The 16,878-nt window shown below is 48.4% G+C and carries 11 protein-coding genes and 1 riboswitch; of the genes, 2 read left to right on the top strand and 9 right to left on the bottom strand.

The annotated features are described in order from the left end of the window. Positions 1-11: 11 nt before the first annotated feature. From AC1DXC_RS09290 to AC1DXC_RS09260, 7 genes are all read right to left on the bottom strand, one after another. Complete coding sequence (locus AC1DXC_RS09290) at positions 12-2,255, bottom strand: tetratricopeptide repeat-containing sensor histidine kinase (protein ID WP_477458872.1); 2,244 nt, start codon at positions 2,253-2,255, stop codon at positions 12-14. Positions 2,256-2,432: 177 nt separating this feature from the next. After that, entirely contained in the window at positions 2,433-3,362 is a 930-nt protein-coding gene (locus AC1DXC_RS09285; protein ID WP_477458871.1) for an alpha/beta fold hydrolase, read from the bottom strand. 30 nt (positions 3,363-3,392) lie between these two features. Next, entirely contained in the window at positions 3,393-4,397 is a 1,005-nt protein-coding gene (locus AC1DXC_RS09280; RefSeq protein ID WP_477458870.1) for an MBL fold metallo-hydrolase, read from the bottom strand. A gap of 39 nt (positions 4,398-4,436) precedes the next feature. Then, entirely contained in the window at positions 4,437-6,221 is a 1,785-nt protein-coding gene (locus AC1DXC_RS09275) for an amidohydrolase (protein WP_477458869.1), read from the bottom strand. Between the two features lie 21 nt (positions 6,222-6,242). After that, positions 6,243-7,025 (bottom strand): alpha/beta hydrolase, encoded by a 783-nt coding sequence (locus AC1DXC_RS09270; protein ID WP_477458868.1) that lies wholly within the window; start codon positions 7,023-7,025, stop codon positions 6,243-6,245. Between the two features lie 597 nt (positions 7,026-7,622). Continuing rightward, positions 7,623-7,976: a hypothetical protein gene (locus AC1DXC_RS09265; protein WP_477458867.1), complete on the bottom strand. Its 354-nt coding sequence runs from the start codon at positions 7,974-7,976 to the stop codon at positions 7,623-7,625. Between the two features lie 6 nt (positions 7,977-7,982). Next, positions 7,983-8,276: a hypothetical protein gene (locus tag AC1DXC_RS09260; protein WP_477458866.1), complete on the bottom strand. Its 294-nt coding sequence runs from the start codon at positions 8,274-8,276 to the stop codon at positions 7,983-7,985. 369 nt (positions 8,277-8,645) lie between these two features. On the opposite strand from AC1DXC_RS09260, the gene AC1DXC_RS09255 reads away from it, so the two are divergent. Then, positions 8,646-10,016: an alginate export family protein gene (locus tag AC1DXC_RS09255; protein ID WP_477458865.1), complete on the top strand. Its 1,371-nt coding sequence runs from the start codon at positions 8,646-8,648 to the stop codon at positions 10,014-10,016. Positions 10,017-10,255: 239 nt separating this feature from the next. Here AC1DXC_RS09255 and AC1DXC_RS09250 read toward each other — a convergent pair whose 3' ends face one another. Beyond that, positions 10,256-12,205, bottom strand: a complete 1,950-nt coding sequence (locus tag AC1DXC_RS09250; protein ID WP_477458864.1) for a sigma 54-interacting transcriptional regulator — start codon at positions 12,203-12,205, stop codon at positions 10,256-10,258. Between the two features lie 6 nt (positions 12,206-12,211). Next, entirely contained in the window at positions 12,212-14,461 is a 2,250-nt protein-coding gene (locus tag AC1DXC_RS09245) for a tetratricopeptide repeat-containing sensor histidine kinase (protein ID WP_477458863.1), read from the bottom strand. A gap of 677 nt (positions 14,462-15,138) precedes the next feature. After that, a riboswitch (SAM riboswitch) is annotated at positions 15,139-15,249 on the top strand. A gap of 234 nt (positions 15,250-15,483) precedes the next feature. Between AC1DXC_RS09245 and AC1DXC_RS09240 the strand changes: the two genes are divergently transcribed. Continuing rightward, a complete protein-coding gene (locus tag AC1DXC_RS09240) occupies positions 15,484-16,797 on the top strand; it encodes an O-acetylhomoserine aminocarboxypropyltransferase/cysteine synthase family protein (protein ID WP_477458862.1) in 1,314 nt (437 codons plus the stop codon). Positions 16,798-16,878: the final 81 nt, after the last annotated feature.

The raw sequence follows: 16,878 nt of genomic DNA, 5'->3' as shown, positions 1-16,878 counted from the left end.
AAGGCAACGCCTCAGAATGATTTACTATCGTATCGGGGCGTTGCTATAAACAGTATGCTAACAGCCACGCCCCCGCTGTTCTCTATCCGGAACGTGCCACCAAGCTGTTTACTGAGGCCTTTTATCAGATTGAGGCCCATGGAATTACTTGCCGCTGCGTCGAAGTCGTTAGGAAGGCCTGCTCCGTAATCTTTAACCATCAAGAGATACTTGCTGCCCTCGGCGTTCAGCAACGATACTTGTATAATCCCGCCCTCGTCGGGGTAAGCATATTTGATAGCATTGGTGATAGCCTCGCTAATGATAAGGCCCAACGGCAGGGCCTGGGCTACGTCTAACTCAATATCATCAACCCTTTTTTCGAAATAGAGCTGATTGCCGGGATCGTAGCAATCTTTAAGATAAGTAATTAACTCATCTATATATTCAGGCATGCTTATCTGGTCGAGATTATCGGTCTGGTAAAGCTTTTGATGAATAAGAGCTATGGAATGCAACCTATTCTCGCTATTGCGGATAGCCGCCAGCGCTTCGGGGTTATTGATATAGCCCGACTGCTGCTGCAACAAGCCCATTACGATCTGCAGGTTGTTTTTTACCCGGTGGTGTATCTCTTTTATAAACCATTCTTTTTCTTCCAGCAGCACATCCTTTTCGCGCAGCAAGCGGTTCAAGGCTACGTTGTTGCGCTGTTTGATGCGGTAACCGTAATAAAGCAGGCCCATAAAAAGCATCAGCACAACCACACCTAAATAAGTAAAGTTACGGGCGTTGTTGGCACGGCCGGCGTTCTCTCGCAGTAGTTGGGCATCTTTGGTAAGCAGTTTTATTTTGTTCTCGCGCTGGTTGGTTTGATATTGCAGCTGCAGTTCTTCTATCTGCTTGCTTTTGCGTATGTTGAAAACAGAATCGTTAAGGAATTTATACCTGCGGAAGTGGGCCATAGCCGGCAGGTATTTCTTTTCGGCCGAGTCTATCTTATAAAACAATAATTCGTCTTCTATCACCCCCAGGAACTCGAAGGCCGACGCCGGGACAAACTTAAATTGCCTGGATAGTAAGGCACGCGCTTTTGCATATTGCCCGCGCTGTACGTAAAACCTGCCCAAAGCTTTATTAGCCCTCGAGGCATAAAAATCTGAAGAACTGTATAAGCGCGCCATTTTCAGGAAGTACTGCTCGGCCTTATTATAATCTTTTAAGCCGTTGAAGCAATTACCCAAAATCTCAGCTACGGCACCCTGCTCCAGATCATAAGTCGGCGGGATGGCGGTAATTACTTTCCTGGCAGTTGCCATCGCTTCGTTCGCCCTGTTATATTTGATCAACTCGAGTACCAGTGCATTAAGTACGAGGTAATTGTCGAGAAACTCAGACTCGAGGGCATTACGGGCGTATTTTTGAATAGATAATTTGTACATGGCTATGCTTTTCTCGCCATCGCCCAGGTCCTGGTAAACCTGGCCAAGCAGGGCGTAACCATTCACATAAATAGAGTGTTGCAGCGTGTCGCCCCTTTCCCTGGCATTATCCATACATTGCATGGCATAGGCCAGGCTTTTATTGAGATTGCCCTTGTACCGATTGACTACGGCCAAATGATAATATATCAACGATAGAAAATTATAATGGACGGCCTTTGATATTTGCAGGGCCTGCAGCAACTCTACTTCGGCACTATCGGTTTGGCGGTAGTAAAGGTGGTACATCCCCATTTCCTGCAATACCTCGGCTTCCTTTTGCTGATTATATATTTGGCGATAAAGAGACAACGCCTTGTTGAAGTATGGCAGGATGTAGGGGTAACCATAAACGCCGGTTTTGCATTTGGTACCCATCCTTAGCCAGGTGCGTGCCTCCCTTGCCTTATCGCCGGCATCGTGATAGATTTTGATGTTCTGCATGAACCAGGCCTTGCCTGTTTCATAGTCTTTCACCTGGAAATAAGTTTCGCCTATCCGGCTCCTGGTCTCGCTCTGGAAGCTCAGCCTGCGCTGCTTCAGGCCGTTGCTTAACTTTAAAGCCTTATTAAAATAAAGCAGCGCACTGTCGATATCGGTTTTATACGCGCCCGGTTTGTATAGGTAATACTTGCCTACTTCCCAAAAGCGTTCTATTGTTACGGTATCCGGTTCGCCGGGGCGGTATTGCTTCAACAAATCTTCCACCTGTTTTTTACTGCCCAGAACATCCTGCGCAAAACAAACAGGCGAGCCCGCCAGAAACAATAAAAACAACACTAACCATTTGTACATATCAGCGCAAGCAGGACTTTAGAAAACGTAAATTACTTATAATTATATCGCTACAAAACGGCATACCGCGCTTTTTTTAAAGCGCGGTATGCCGTGAGCGATTCTGCTGCGCCAGGAAAAGCAAAAAGGCTTTAAGGTTTTTATGTTAGTTTATTTAAAATCAACTATTTATATATTTTACTTCAGAAAGAAGTCTAGCAAGTCTTTTTGTACTTGTGGCGTATTTTCCTGCACTACCCAATGGCCAGAATCTTTGATGATGGATTCATACACATCGGTTGCTACCAGTTTGGTATGCGCCGCCAGGAACGAACCAGCAAAGTGGTCAGAACCCATGGCCAGTACCGGCATAGGCAATTTGGTCTTCGCAAATTCAACATTGTCTATAGCGTCCTGGTTAAACGCGCCGAACCAATGGAAGGCACCGGTTGTTGCGCCCGGTACCGAGTACGCACGGATAAATTCGGCTGTCTCGGCTTTGGTGAAGGCATTTTTTTGAAAGCCCACCGTCGGCCAGAAATCGGTAAAGAACATGCCTACTTTGCCCGAAACGAGTTCGCCGGAATGCGGCTGCGCGAAGAAACCGAACCACCATGCCTGCGATTTTACCTGGCTCCAAACCGGCTCTATACCGGGCAGCAAGGCATCCATCAGGGCCAGTTTTTTTACTTCCGTTGGGAACTGTGCCGCGTAGGCATAAGCCACCATCAGGCCTATATCGTGGCCAGCCAGGTTGATATGTTTGTAGCCCAACTTCTTCATCAATTCGTGCATATCTACGGCCATATTCTTTTTGTCGTACCCACCAGCCGGTTTGCCCGATTCGCCCACGCCGCGCATGTCCGGCGCTATCACGGTGAAGTGTTTAGATAATTCGGGCAACAACCTGTTCCACATGTACCAGTTTTGGCCAAAGCCGTGTACCAATAGCAACGGCTCGCCTTTGCCGCCTGTAACGTAGTGTATTTTTACGCCGTTTACCGTTGCGTAAAGGCTTTTGAAATTTGCGGGCGGAGCAGCCGGCGTAACGGCGGCCCATGCATTACCGATGGAGAACGTTAATAATAGTACCGCTAAAAGGTGCTTCAATTTGTTTATTGTTTTCATGATTATTGTGTTTTGATTGTGTGCGTGTGATTATTTCTTTTTGTTGCTGCTGATATCCTTATAGGCATTGGGCAGGTTGAAGTTGAAATGCAGCCAATTGAACAGCACATAGCCTTTATCGTAGGCTTTCATGGTTACGGCCGCCTTTGTTTGCTCCAGCGTGAGGCCCTTATCTACCGCAGCTTCTACTTCTTTTTTCAGTTCCTCCACGTAGTCGATAGTGTATTTAATGCCAGCCTTGTTGGTGATGCGGCCGTGACCCGGGATAACGATGGCATCATCGGGTAAGAAATCGTAAACCTTCTTGAGGTTGGCGGCAGGCTCTAAAAAGAAGCCATCGAAAAGCCAGGGAATCGCGGGACTTTCGGCAATAAAGGGATTGCCTGCCCAAAAAACCTTTTGGTTGGGCATCCATACGAACAGGTCGGCGGGCGATTGTGCAGTGCCAACGTTCAGCAGCTCTACGATTTTGCCCCCACCCATATCAATCTTGAGATTGCTGTTCTTGGGGATAACGATATCCGCGGGGCGATATACCGATGCCTCGATGCCCCTGCCCGCACCGAACAGGCCGACCATAAACTGCTTGATGCCCTCGTAATTTTTGGCGAGGTTGTCTTTGGCGAATTCGTTTTGGATGATGGCCGTGGTGGCCGGCAGCAGGTAGTTGCTGAAGCAATGGTCGCCATGATCGCTGGTGTTTACGGCGTAGATGATAGGCTTATCGGTAACCGAGCGGATAAGCTTCACTTCCTGATCGTAAAGGCGTCTGGAGAGCATTACCTCTATCAGTAGCACGCCCTTCTCCCCTACGATGAAACCTCCTGTGGTGGCTTGCGGGATGCCTTTAGTCGTTTCTACCTCGGCAGTAGTAGGAATGATAGCGTAAATATCCGGTGCAACTTTATGCAGGCCGAGTTCCACTTTGTTGGCATCCCATATTGGGATGGTAGGTGGCATCTGGGCAAATCCGTTGCCGCAAAGCATCAGTATAAGCAGGCAAAGACCCGATAGTTTTAAAAGCTTGTTTTTCATTTTATAGTGTGTTTAAGTGTTCAATAAATGAGAGATGGTTTAGCGTTGATAACCGCCATAGTATTTCACGGGCGACCAGTTTGGAATAACTTCGGGTATCGGCGGGCTTTGCGCGGCGTATTGGCCCGAGGCGTACACAATTTTGCCGTTCACGATGGTCATCAATGCTGATATGTGCTTTACTTTTTCGGGCTTGGCCGCGAAATAATCATCGGTAAGGATTACCATATCGGCATACATGCCTTTGATGAGCTTGCCTTTGAGCTTTTGCTCGCCCGAGCACCAGGCACTGCCCGATGTATAGAGTTGCAGCGCGGTAAACTTGTCCAGCACCTGGTCCTTTGGCCAAAACTGCATGCCGCCGATGGTTTTGCCCGTAAGCAGCCAATGCAGGGCCATCCAGGGGTTATAGGTAGAGATCCGTGGCGCATCGGTACCCATACCCACCGGGATGCCCATAGCCAGCATCTTTTTGATGGGCGGCAGCTGCGTTTTAGGCTGACCGTACATTTTGTTATAAAGCTCACCCTGGAAATACATGCGGAACTGGACAGCAATACCCCCGCCAAGCGCTTTTACACGGGCGAGTTCGGAGTCGGTAATGGTTTCGGCATGATCGAAAAACCAGCGGAGGCCGTTGAAGGGCGTATCTTTATTTACCTTTTCGAAAACGTTCAGCATCCTGTCGATAGATTCGCCGTAGGTGGCATGCAGACGGAAGGGCCAGCGGTTTTTCACCAGCAGGCGGATGATGGGTTCCAGGTCGGTTTCCATATCGGGCGAGAGTTCGATCCTCGGTTCTAAAAAGTTCTCGAAATCCGCAGCCGAGGCTACGATATTCTCCCCCGCTCCTTCCATCGCATAGCCGTTGGCCATCAGCAGGTGGTCGTTTTTGTTCGGATAGGTTTCATTTACCCATTTCTCATAATCGCTTAATTCCTTGCCCTTTTGCTGCGCGAAGAGGTAATAAGCGGTGCGCACCGTTAGCTTCCCGTCCTTAGCCAGCGCGAGGGAGGCCTGGTAATCGGCATCGTAGTTTTGCCCACCCCCGGCGGCATCCACCACGCTGGTGATACCGAAGCTGTTTATTTCGCGGTAAAAATGCAGCGAGCTATTGATGCGTTCCTCGTCCGTGAGCCTGCCGGTTAGGGCCAGCGTGCGGTAAATGGCCATGGGCGTTTCTTTGGCGAAGAGCATGCCGGTTGGGTTGCCGTCTTTATCCAGCTCTATTACGCTGCCGGGGTAACTGGTGTTTTTATCGTAGCCAAGCACTTCGATGCCCTTTTTATTGAGGAATGCCTTGCCATACAGGTAAGTGATGAATACCGGCTTATCGGGTACGGCAGCGTTTATTTCGTCGATGGTGGGCTGCCGCTTTTCTTCAAATTGGAACTCGTTCCAGCCGCCTACAACTTTTACCCAGGCACCCGGCGGGGTGCGGGCAGCCTGCTCTTTCAGCATTTGCATGGCGCGTTTCAGGGTTTTTACGCCATCCCACCGCAGTTCCATATTAAAGTTGAGCCCCTCGCGGATGGCATGCATATGGCTGTCGTTCAAGCCGGGGATAACGGTTTTGCCTGCGGCATCAACCAATTTGGTTGCAGTTGCTTTGTAGGCTTTAAGTATGGCTTGCGTACTGCCCGTGGCCAGGATAATGCCGTCTTTCATGGCTATGGCCTGCTTAAACTCGCCGGGTTTTGCCATGGTGGCTATTTTGCCGTTGTAGATAATCATGTCGGCCTTTTGTTGGGCCGAGGCACTTACTGTAATGCTCGCCAATAGCAGGCATAACAGCTGTTTGATGACGTTGAGTAGATTTTTCATGAGGGTTTGTGAGATATGATGTTAAAGTTTTGCAAGCCAGTTAAGCACATATCCGGCAACCTCTTCCCAGTCGGGCTGGCCAAGTACGAAGTGGTTACGGCCGGTGAACTCTTTATAGTCGGTTACCGAGCCTTCGTCGCTGTATTTTTTGTAATTGCTGTAATTGAGCGATGCGGGGATAAAGCGGTCGGTACTGCCGGAAAGGAATAATAGGGGCGCATGCGGTTTGGCGAAATCTATTTTAGCCGCATCGGTAGTGGCATCCCGCACTACCAGTTTAGATTCGGGCACAGCCAGCATGTAGTAGGCTTCCTTCTGCTCATCGTAAGGCATGCCATTGGTAAAAGCATACTGCCACTGCGCGAACGTCATCAGGTAGCTTTTACGGGCATCAGTAAAAAATCCCAGGGCCGGCCACCCGGCTTTGTAAAAGGAAAACTTAAAGGTGAATATCCCCTGCGGCTGCAGGGAATGGATAGCAACGCCGGCTATTGCAAGGCCCTTCTGCAACAGCAGCTGGGCCACTAGCCCGCCCATAGAATGGCCGATAAGTATTGGCTTTTTCGGCAATTCCCTTACTATCGCTTCATAATAAGCAGTAAGGCCGGCTAAACGCTGGCTGGCGATTTCGGCATCGGGATGCCTTTGGCGAAGGGTGCAGGCAGGCGCATCTTTATGCGGCCAGGCCGGTGCAAGGGCGTTGTAGCCTTGCTGCTCAAAATAGAGCTTCCATTCATTCCAGCAATCGCTGCTCACGAAGGCACCGGTAATAAATACAATGGTTGTAGTGGTTATATCTTTCATATTAGTTAGCTGTATTAATTTGTTTAGGCACGGCTCAGCATTGGCAAGCCGTGGGCCACTAAATCAATGTATTGAAAATCAATTAATTATATTTTTCACAAATGCTTTCAACTGCTGTATATCGTAATTGGGCAACGATATTCGGTAGAGGTTCAGAGGATTTGTGTTGAGGCACCGATGCCGCTTTGGCGGCTATCGATATAGATTGGAAAGCCTTTTATAAGCCGAGAATGAGAGCTTTATCAGGTGGGACTTGACAAAGACAGTGATGACATTCAATGCTTGGTTCTGAAGTGCTTTGTTAGGTGAGGCAGTGGTATATGTTCAGCCTGTGGATGTTACTTTTCTTTGACAGCAAAGAAAAGTAACCAAAAGAAACTGCCGGCTGCGTCCTGTTCTATGAAAGGTGGTGCTTTTGCAGTGCCAGTAGTTGCCGAACAGGCCAATGCCGGTTTTTAAGGGCTTCGATTGGTCTGTGCTATTTAAATAGACAAAAAAAACCGCGACCTGGTTTAGGCTGCGGCATCATGATATATAGAGTTGAACGGCCAAGCTACCTTTTGGCGAGGTGAGCCAGCCGTGGATGTGTGCATTTATTCAATCGGGCCATTCCATGGTTTCGGCCAGTAGACTGGCAAACTCATGTATAAAAACCGCGCAAAACGCCATGGTTTTATTGCCCGCACTGGTAGCTGTTTCGGCACAGAGCAGTTGGAATTTTGCCAGCACGGCATGTCTGTCGACGGTTTGCATGCCCAGCCAAATGCTATAAGCAAGCCTGATATGAGGGAATTGAGTACTGCTGCTGCCCAAAGCATAAGGGCTTTGGCATCCATCGTCGAGCAGGTAACGGTCTATCGCGCCTTGCGCAAATATCGCAGCAAGCCGGCTTTCTAAATGATGGCGCAATTGGGCAGATTGTAGTTTGGGGAATAAGTGGGCCTTTTGCATAGCAGCTTAATTGACGTTTTCGCAACTTACAGGCAATATGCCGTTGGTAATCAATAAACCACGGTAGCCAACCTGCGTATCTATGGTGTGGAGGTATTGATAGGTGCTGGTGAGCAGGTCGTAGCCGCAGTCGATAAGTTTTATGCGCAGGTCGTTTAAGGCGAAGCTTTCTCCGCTTTGCAGGCACCGGACTCTTTCTTTGCCGCTAGGCTGAAAATCATCGGTATAACCTTTATGGTGCAGGTTGATTACCCATTTGGTTAGCGTTATGTTCAGTTTTTTTAAGGGTTGCCTTTTCATGGTGCGGTTTGGTTTGATGTGTTTGCACTTGTTGTTGGTTTACACACCATACCAAACCCTGTTCCAATCTACTAAATATCTATTTATCAATAATTTGTAAATAATATCTGATATTGAATTACGCGGTATTTCGCAATTTCGCTACCAGCGCAACGATATTTGGTGAGTGCAACGAAAGTCCCGGGCTCTCACCATAACATCCAACGCAGGCCTCCAACGTAATATCGTTGTATTATCCCCCAAACCCCGAAATCAAACCACGTAAGCCTGTTTGCTTAATTACAAGTTCCTGATAAACAATGTATTGATTAGATGGCACAGCAATTGGCATTGCAGGGAAAACAACGTTTGGCCCTACAATTATCATCTATGAAAACCCTTGCCATCTCCCTCGCATTATTTACATCCTGCACCTGTATGGCGCAGGACGTACCGTTTAAGCAATTAAGGTACGATGAAAACTACGCCGCCATGGCAAAGGATACCACCGCCAATTGGTACCACAAGCTTAAATTCAATCCCCTTTCGGCTGACAAGAAAACCTACATCAGCTTCGGCGGCGAAGCGCGCTACCAGTATTTCCATTTTACCAACCAGGATTGGGGCGAAGCACCCGTAGATAAAGATGGCTTCGTGCTAACCCGCTACCTGGCGCATGCAGATTTCCATGCGGGCAAGCATTTCAGAGCCTTCGTACAGTTGCAAAGCAGCCTGGCCGGCGGCGAACCAGAAACCCCATCGCCGGTTGATCAAAATATTCTGGATTTGCATCAGTTCTTCGTTGATTACGCCGGAACCGTTGGCAATGGCCAAAGCCTTACCTTGCGACTGGGAAGGCAGGAGTTCTCCTACGGATCGCAACGGCTGGTCGCTGTAAGGGAGGCACCTAATAACCGCCAGGCCTTCGATGCAGCAAAGCTGATGTATGGCAGTAAAAAACTCAAGCTGGATGTTTTCTACTCGCGCTACGTGCAGGCCCGACCGAATATATTCGATGATGCCTTTAACAACAATATCCAGTTTTGGGGCGCTTACGCGGTAATTACCAAAGTACCGGTAATACAAAACCTGGATGTTTATTACCTGGGCATCAAAAAGAAGTCAGTCGTATTTGATGATGGCAAGGGCATGGAAAGGCGGCATTCTGTCGGCGCGCGCGTATGGCAAACCGCATCCGACTGGCAATATGACCTGGAGGGCGTTTACCAGTTCGGGCATTTTGCTGGCGGCAGTATCTCGGCCTGGACGCTCTCCTCGAACATATCCTATGTGTTCAATATCGCAACGGTTAAACCCAAAATTGGCCTCAAAACAGAAGTCATTAGCGGCGATAAAGCCGATGGCGATGGCCGGTTGAATACCTTTAATCCACTGTTTCCCAAAGGGGCTTATTTTGGCCTGGCCGCGCTGATAGGCCCTTATAACCTGGTTGACGCGCATCCTTATATAGAGCTTGCGCTCAGCAAAAAATTAACGCTATCCGGAGATTACGACATGTTTTGGCGGTTGAACCAAAACGATGGCTTATACGCCGTAAACGGCCGGCTTATTTATCCGGCCAATGCCGGTGCGTCTACACAGATAGGCCAACAGTTGGGTACCGAACTGGCTTACACACCCAATAAGTACCTGTACTTTAGGCAGGAGGTCACCTGGTTTAGCGCAGGTGATTTTTTGAAGCAAGCCGGCCCGGGCAAAAATATCTTGATGTTCGGGAGTACGGTCACGCTAAAATTCTAAGGGCGATGCATCGCCAGAGTAATATCCCATAATTGGACAGATTCATAAAACGTTCCTATGGAATGTGTTATTTGCTTTTTGCTACCTATAAGTCGTTCCTATGGAACGTTCTTTTTTCATCCCTTAGGGATGTGTTATGGGTAGGAAAACAAAAGCAACCCTGCACGTTCCATAGGAACGTTTTATGGTTCACCATCTTTACCTTTTCGTGGATTAATACCCTCTCACGCGGAACAACCTCAGGCACCAAAATCCTTACGGATGCCCAGTTTCTTCATTTTAGAATTCAGCGTGGTTGGCGGTATGTTCAATAGGCTTGCCGCGCCGCCTTCGCCCCATATTTTGCCGTTGCATTTTTTAAGCGCGGCCAGGATATGGGCACGTTCGCCCTCGCTCATGGTAGTAACCCTGTTGTCTGCGGGAACCATTGCTGCGGGCTGCTCCAATTGCGTAGGCAACACCATGCTGGTTATGGTATCGTCGCGGGTGAGCAGCACGTTGCGCTCTATCAAATTCTCCAACTCGCGTATATTGCCGGGCCAGTGGTAGCGTTTCATGTTATCCAGCACCTGCGGCGCAATGCCCCGCACGTTTTTGCCGGTTTTGCGGGCATAGATATTCAGGAAGTGCATGGCCAGGTCGGTAATATCTTCTTTACGATCGCGGAGTGGCGGCATCAGTATCGGAAACACGTTGATGCGGTAAAACAGATCGAGCCTGAAACGGCCTTCGGCTACCTCCTTATCCAAATTACGGTTGGTGGCGGCTATGATGCGCACATCGGTTTTGATGGTTACGCGCCCGCCTATGCGCTCTATCTCTTTCTCCTGCAAAACCCGCAGCAGTTTCGACTGCGATTCCAGCGGCAGCTCCCCTATCTCATCTAAAAAAATGGTGCCTGTGTGCGCCTGTTCAAAGCGGCCTATCTTTTTTTCTATCGCCCCGGTGAAAGCGCCCTTTTCATGCCCGAATAATTCCGAATCGATAAGCGAGGTAGGCAGGGCCGCGCAATTTATCCGGATGAAGGGCTTATCCTTACGTGAGGATAAGGAGTGGATGCGCTCCGCTATTTTCTCTTTGCCGGTACCGCTCTCGCCCAAAATAAGTACCGAGGAATCTGATTTTGAAACCTGTATCACATTATCGAAAACCGTTAGCAGCAAATGGCTGGTGCCGATAATACCATTGAAAGGGTTCTGCGGTTCTGCTGCCGCTACCTGCCTTTTAACCGCAAAATTGTTCAGCTTATTTACGAGGGGGCTGCCCGCCGTTTGCGCCATGCTTTCCATAAAGTTGGCCAGCAAAGGCTGCAGCCTGTTGCACTGCACCAGATGGTCGGCAGTGTAGGCATCCGGCCTGCGGCTGTAAAAATTGAAATAGCAAACTTTGCCACCGGCTAGTGGCACGGGCCACGACAGGTGCGACCTGAGATTGTAGGTGTCGACAAAAAGTTTTTTCAACGATGGCGTTTTCAGCAATGCCCGCAGTTCGGGCTCATCGTACCAGGTAGCTATCAGCCCTGCCGGGTCGTTTGCCTTAAGCTTGCCTAATTCGTGCTGCTTACGGTTGGTAATCACCATCAATTCGGGGCAGCCGATCAGCTGGTATTCGTCGAAACCGATCCTGGAGAAACCAAGTTCGTAAAAGTTCTCTTCTTCTTCCTGCGTCATGCCTACAGAAAGGAACTCAAAGGGGATGTGAGGCTGCAGGGTTTTGGCCATCTGCAAAACTTTAAGTTCCCAGCTTTGGGCCGACGCCAGAATTTCGGCAGCCTTTTTTTGTAGTGCAGCGCTTTGGCGCATACCGTTCTCCAGGTGGTTTTCGTAACGGTAAACGGCTATGTCTATGGCTATCAGCACGTCCTTTTCGCGGAAAGGCTTCACTACGAAACCGTAAGGGTTGGTAACTTTAGCTGCCTCCAGCACCTTTTGGTTAGAGTTGGCCGAAATGAAAATAAAAGGGATGTCGCGGTCGGCAAGTATGTGCGCCAGGTCGATACCCGTTTGCTTGCCCTTCAGGAAAATATCCAGCAGCACGAAGCCCGGCTCCGTTTCCGCTATCATTTCCAGCGCTTCTTTCACACTATCGGCAACGCCGCAGACATGATACCCAGCCGTTTTGAGGATGTTGCTCAGTACATCGGCAATAATAAATTCGTCCTCAACAATAAGGATTTTCTTCTTGTTCATGGCTTACTAAGTTAACGTTATTTGTGCTTTTGCTACGCCTCTTGTGAATATTTCGGTGCGGAAGCATACGGTGATCACGCATCCCTGCTCGTTGGCAATATCCAAAGTGCCGCCCAATTGCTTACTGAGCCCCTTCATCAGGTTTACGCCTAAAGAGCCGCTTTTTTCCGGGTCGAAGCCGACAGGCAAGCCGGGTCCGTTATCGCCGATGATGAGTTCCACTTCGCAGTCGCTGCCTTCCACCATCGAAATATAGATAATGCCTGAAGCATCCCTTGGGTAGGCATATTTTATGGCATTGGTTATGGCTTCGTTCAATATCAGGCCAAGCGGCACGGCTTGCGCCACATCTAAGTAAAGGTCGTCTATCTGCTTTTCGAAAAAGATACGGCTATCCAGCCCGCAGCTATCTTTCAGGTAACTCACCAGTTCATCTATATACTCAGGCATAAAAATCAGGTCGAGGTTGTCCGACTGGTAAAGCTTCTGATGGATAAGGGCTATAGAGCGCATGCGGTTCTCGCTGTTTTGGATGGCCGCCAACGCATGGTTATTATCTATATAAGCCGATTGCTGCTGCAGCAGGCCCATCACTATCTGCAGGTTATTTTTTACTCGATGGTGTATCTCTTTCAGCAGCCATTCTTTTTCGATGACCAGCTTATTCAGTTCGATATTTTTGGCGCTTATGGCCAGCGCGCTCTTTTGCTTAATGCGGTAGCTGTAGTATAATACCCCTGTTAAAACCAGCAACGCAGCCGCCGCAAAAAGAGTTAGATTGCGCAGGTTATCTGCATCCTTTACCCGATTGTTTTGCGCCAGGGCATCTCTTTTCAGCACCACCAGTTCCCTTTCTTTCTTTTCGGTCTCGTAACGTACCTGCAACTCCTGCATCTGTTTATTGATGGTTGATTTCAATAACGAATCCCTCAACGTGGCGTAGCTTTGGAAATTTTGCAGCGCCGAAAGGTAGTTGTGCCGCGCAGAATCGATACGGTAACTGAAGATATAGATACCCTGACTTACACGCACCCTGAGCGGCGCCTTTTCTACTACTAATTTATAGGCCGGAAGCAACGCCGCGGCCTCGTCGTATTTATCTATCGCCATAAGGTATTGCAATATGGCTTTTAGCGCCTTTGATTGCGCCGGCACCTTAATATCTGCCGCAGCGTAATTCTTTAGCAACCTTTTGTAGTAAAACGCTCCGTTTGCATATTGCTTAAGCCTGGCATATGCGCTCAGGTAAACCACATCAAGCAAAACGCGTTGATTGGGCCTTACTTCCTTGTATTCTTTCTCCGCTTTTTGCAGCAGAGGGATAGCGTTTGAAGGCTTATCAAGTGCGTTATAATTATTGGCCAGGTTGTATGCCAGATCAATAGCCACCGGGTCGTGATACTTCTCGGCAACCTGCAATGCTTTGGCGAAGTAATTTCTGGATGGCTCAAACTGCCCGCTGGCATAATATACCATTCCGGCATGGTTGTAAATGGCGCAAATATCCATGCTGGTATCGGCAACAGCTTCGGCCGTTTTAACAGCCAGCAATTGGTATTTAAGCGCTTCCTGCTGTTTATCGAGGTACATGTAATTATTGCCGATAAGGTTATACGTGTTTTGCACCGCAGTATAACCGCCAAGCTTGTATTGGGTAAGTGCCTGGGTAAGGTAATCTATCGAGCGCTGGTAATCTTCTATCTGCAGGTAAAAATCGCCCAGGTTGTTAAGCGTAGCCGCTGCCCTAAGGTGCGCCCCTGCTTTAAGAAAAAGCGGTAGCGCCTGCTCATAATAGCCAATCCTAACCTTAAAATCCTCTTTACCGGTTGCCAGGTAAATTTCCTCCATATTCAGGTAGGCTTCAGCCGCATCCTCGTACAGGTTACTAGCCAGAAATATAGGGATGGCCTTTTTGATGAGTGCATCGCATTTGGCAAAATCCTTCTTTTTGCTCCATGCTATAGCCATTGCCTGGTAACTTAGCCCGAGACCGCGCGGGTACGATAATTTGCCCGAAAGCTGGTTGGCCCTGGTGGCGGCAACCAACGCGCTATCTGCCTGTACGGGTTTGCTGTTTACCCTGTTGGCAAAATAACGGCTAATACTAATCAGTACACGCACGCGGGCCGTATCGGCTTTGCTTTGAGCCAATTGCTTTTGCAGTTTGTAGATATCCCTGGGGATGGCCGGCTGGGCATATGCGCATACCGTTAGCAAGAGGTACGATAATATGGCTATGACAGGTTTTGTGAGCATTCTCCTTAGGTTGATACTGATGAGGGATAAACGACTTATAACACCGCAGCCGCGCAACAGCCTACCCACAAACCCTGCCACAGCTACAAATATACCGGCAAATCAAAAATTGCGCTTAAATGGTCGATAGAAACAGCTTCCCTGACGGCTGGTCTTGCCAATGGCCGTGATGTACAAAACCAAACAACGATATGCCGTTGCCGGTGACAACGATATAGCGTTGTTACCATACTAACTGCCGAGCAACGTTACAAAAAATTGCTTACCCGTTAGCCCACCTTTTGCAGTAAGATACTTTTACAGCAGTTGACCTCTATGCCGGGCTTTGCGCCCCGGCATTTGAGCCGCATCCGTAACAATATCCGCTAAAGCGTAACACCATTCAGGACTAAATTAAAGTGTAAACAAACACGACCGGGTGTAACCTATAGCTGTATAAGACCATATTTCTACCAACCAGTTGTCCCGATGGGACAAAGCCATACACAATAACATTACGGATGTTGATTAATATGTCGTCTTCGCGCTTTTGGGTAAAAAAAACGCTTATTACAAGGTGCTATCCTACCACTCACAATAAAATTAAAATATTATTTGGATATTAAAACGGCATTGCCCTATATTTGCCCACGTTAATCGGTAGAGATACCTTAATCAATTCCCCTCAAAAGGATTTTGGTTTATAAAGAAGCGGCGAGAGATCAGGCTCGAAAACCCGCTGGCAACCCTCCAAATTGGAGAAGGTGCCAATTCCTGTCCCGGAAAAAGAATACCGGGGGATATAAATTTTTAATCATGAAAAGTACAATTTACGTAGCTCAGCAAAACAACCAGCAATCCCAATTGGGGTTATCTTCTGCATACAACCAAATTATTGGCTGTATTTGCATGTGTTGCTGCTGCTAATCCCGTAACACGTTCCCCCTTTTTATTTTCTGGAAGCACGCGTGATACCCTAAAGGATATGCTTATCCTATCGTAATTAAATATTTTTCATACAAAACCCTTTAAATCTACAGATTATGTCAAACTTGAAATTCGAAACCTTACAACTGCATGCAGGCCAGGAGGCCGACCCTACCACAGGCGCGCGCGCCGTTCCTTTGTACCAAACTACCTCATACGTTTTCAATAGTGCCGAACATGGTGCCAACCTGTTTGCGCTGAAGGAATTCGGCAATATATATACCCGCCTCATGAACCCTACTACCGATGTGTTCGAAAAACGCATCGCGGCTTTAGAGGGCGGCGTAGCGGCTTTGGCAACAGGTTCCGGCCAGGCGGCGCAATTCCTGGCGTTGAATAATATACTGCAGGTTGGCGATAACTTCGTTACCTCGCCATACTTGTATGGCGGCACTTACAATCAGTTTAAAGTTGCCTTTAAGCGTTTGGGGATAGACGCGCGTTTTGCTGCCGATGACACCGCCGAAAGCATAGAGCCGCTTATCGACGATAAAACCAAAGCAATCTACGTGGAAACCATTGGAAATCCAGGTTTTAACATCCCCGATTTTGAAAAATTGGCGGCATTGGCCAACAAACACGATTTGCCACTTATCGTAGATAACACCTTCGCTGCAGGCGGCTACCTTTTCCGCCCATTGCAACACGGTGCACACGTAGTGGTAGAATCTACTACCAAATGGATAAACGGCCATGGCACCAGCATTGGCGGCGCTATTATAGATGGTGGTAATTACAACTGGGGTAATGGCAAATACCCGCAATTTACAGAGCCGTCCGAGGGTTACCATGGTTTGGTTTTTGCCGATGTATTCGGTGTAAACGGGCCATTCGGCAATATCCAGTTCATTATCCGCGCCCGTGTGGAAGGGCTGCGCGATTTCGGTCCATCGCAATCACCATTCAATTCCTGGTTGAACATACAGGGATTGGAAACGCTTTCGTTACGCGTGCAACGCCATGTAGATAACGCGCTGGAACTTGCCAAATGGCTGGAAAGCCAGCCACAGGTAGCCAAAGTGAACTATCCGGGCTTGGAATCGTCGCCGCAGCATACCCTGGCCAAAAAGTATCTGAAAAATGGCTTCGGCGCGGTGCTTTCCTTCGAACTGAAAGGCGATAAGGAACTGGCTTCTGCAGTTATAGACAACCTTAAACTGGTAAGCCATTTAGCTAATGTGGGCGATGCCAAAACCCTGATCATACAGCCATCAGCAACTACGCACCAGCAGTTGAGCGATGCCGAGCAGCTTTCTGCAGGCGTTACCCCTGCCCTGCTGCGCGTTGCCGTTGGCATTGAACATATTGATGATATTAAAGCCGATTTTGAACAAGCATTTGCTAAAGTAGCAGAGCTGGAACTGGCTTAAGTTTTTTCTTTTTTAGTTTTTTTTAAGTGGTGTTGCCGGGGAGCGGTTGTATAACAACTGCTCCCAAAGCAACAAAAAGTA

This window comes from Mucilaginibacter sp. P2_D11 (assembly GCF_056404435.1).
Note: the sequence above shows the minus strand (reverse complement) of the source record. Positions and strands in the feature narration are given on the sequence as shown.

What these genes read in the sequence shown, in the direction of transcription:
- AC1DXC_RS09245 (WP_477458863.1), bottom strand. Translation starts at nt 14,461, where the DNA reads ATGCTCACAAAACCTGTCATAGCCATATTATCGTACCTCTTGCTAACG.
- AC1DXC_RS09275 (WP_477458869.1), bottom strand. Translation starts at nt 6,221, where the DNA reads ATGAAAAATCTACTCAACGTCATCAAACAGCTGTTATGCCTGCTATTG.
- AC1DXC_RS09265 (WP_477458867.1), bottom strand. Translation starts at nt 7,976, where the DNA reads ATGCAAAAGGCCCACTTATTCCCCAAACTACAATCTGCCCAATTGCGC.
- AC1DXC_RS09285 (WP_477458871.1), bottom strand. Translation starts at nt 3,362, where the DNA reads ATGAAAACAATAAACAAATTGAAGCACCTTTTAGCGGTACTATTATTA.
- AC1DXC_RS09280 (WP_477458870.1), bottom strand. Translation starts at nt 4,397, where the DNA reads ATGAAAAACAAGCTTTTAAAACTATCGGGTCTTTGCCTGCTTATACTG.
- AC1DXC_RS09290 (WP_477458872.1), bottom strand. Translation starts at nt 2,255, where the DNA reads ATGTACAAATGGTTAGTGTTGTTTTTATTGTTTCTGGCGGGCTCGCCT.
- AC1DXC_RS09260 (WP_477458866.1), bottom strand. Translation starts at nt 8,276, where the DNA reads ATGAAAAGGCAACCCTTAAAAAAACTGAACATAACGCTAACCAAATGG.
- AC1DXC_RS09250 (WP_477458864.1), bottom strand. Translation starts at nt 12,205, where the DNA reads ATGAACAAGAAGAAAATCCTTATTGTTGAGGACGAATTTATTATTGCC.
- AC1DXC_RS09255 (WP_477458865.1), top strand. Translation starts at nt 8,646, where the DNA reads ATGAAAACCCTTGCCATCTCCCTCGCATTATTTACATCCTGCACCTGT.
- AC1DXC_RS09270 (WP_477458868.1), bottom strand. Translation starts at nt 7,025, where the DNA reads ATGAAAGATATAACCACTACAACCATTGTATTTATTACCGGTGCCTTC.
- AC1DXC_RS09240 (WP_477458862.1), top strand. Translation starts at nt 15,484, where the DNA reads ATGTCAAACTTGAAATTCGAAACCTTACAACTGCATGCAGGCCAGGAG.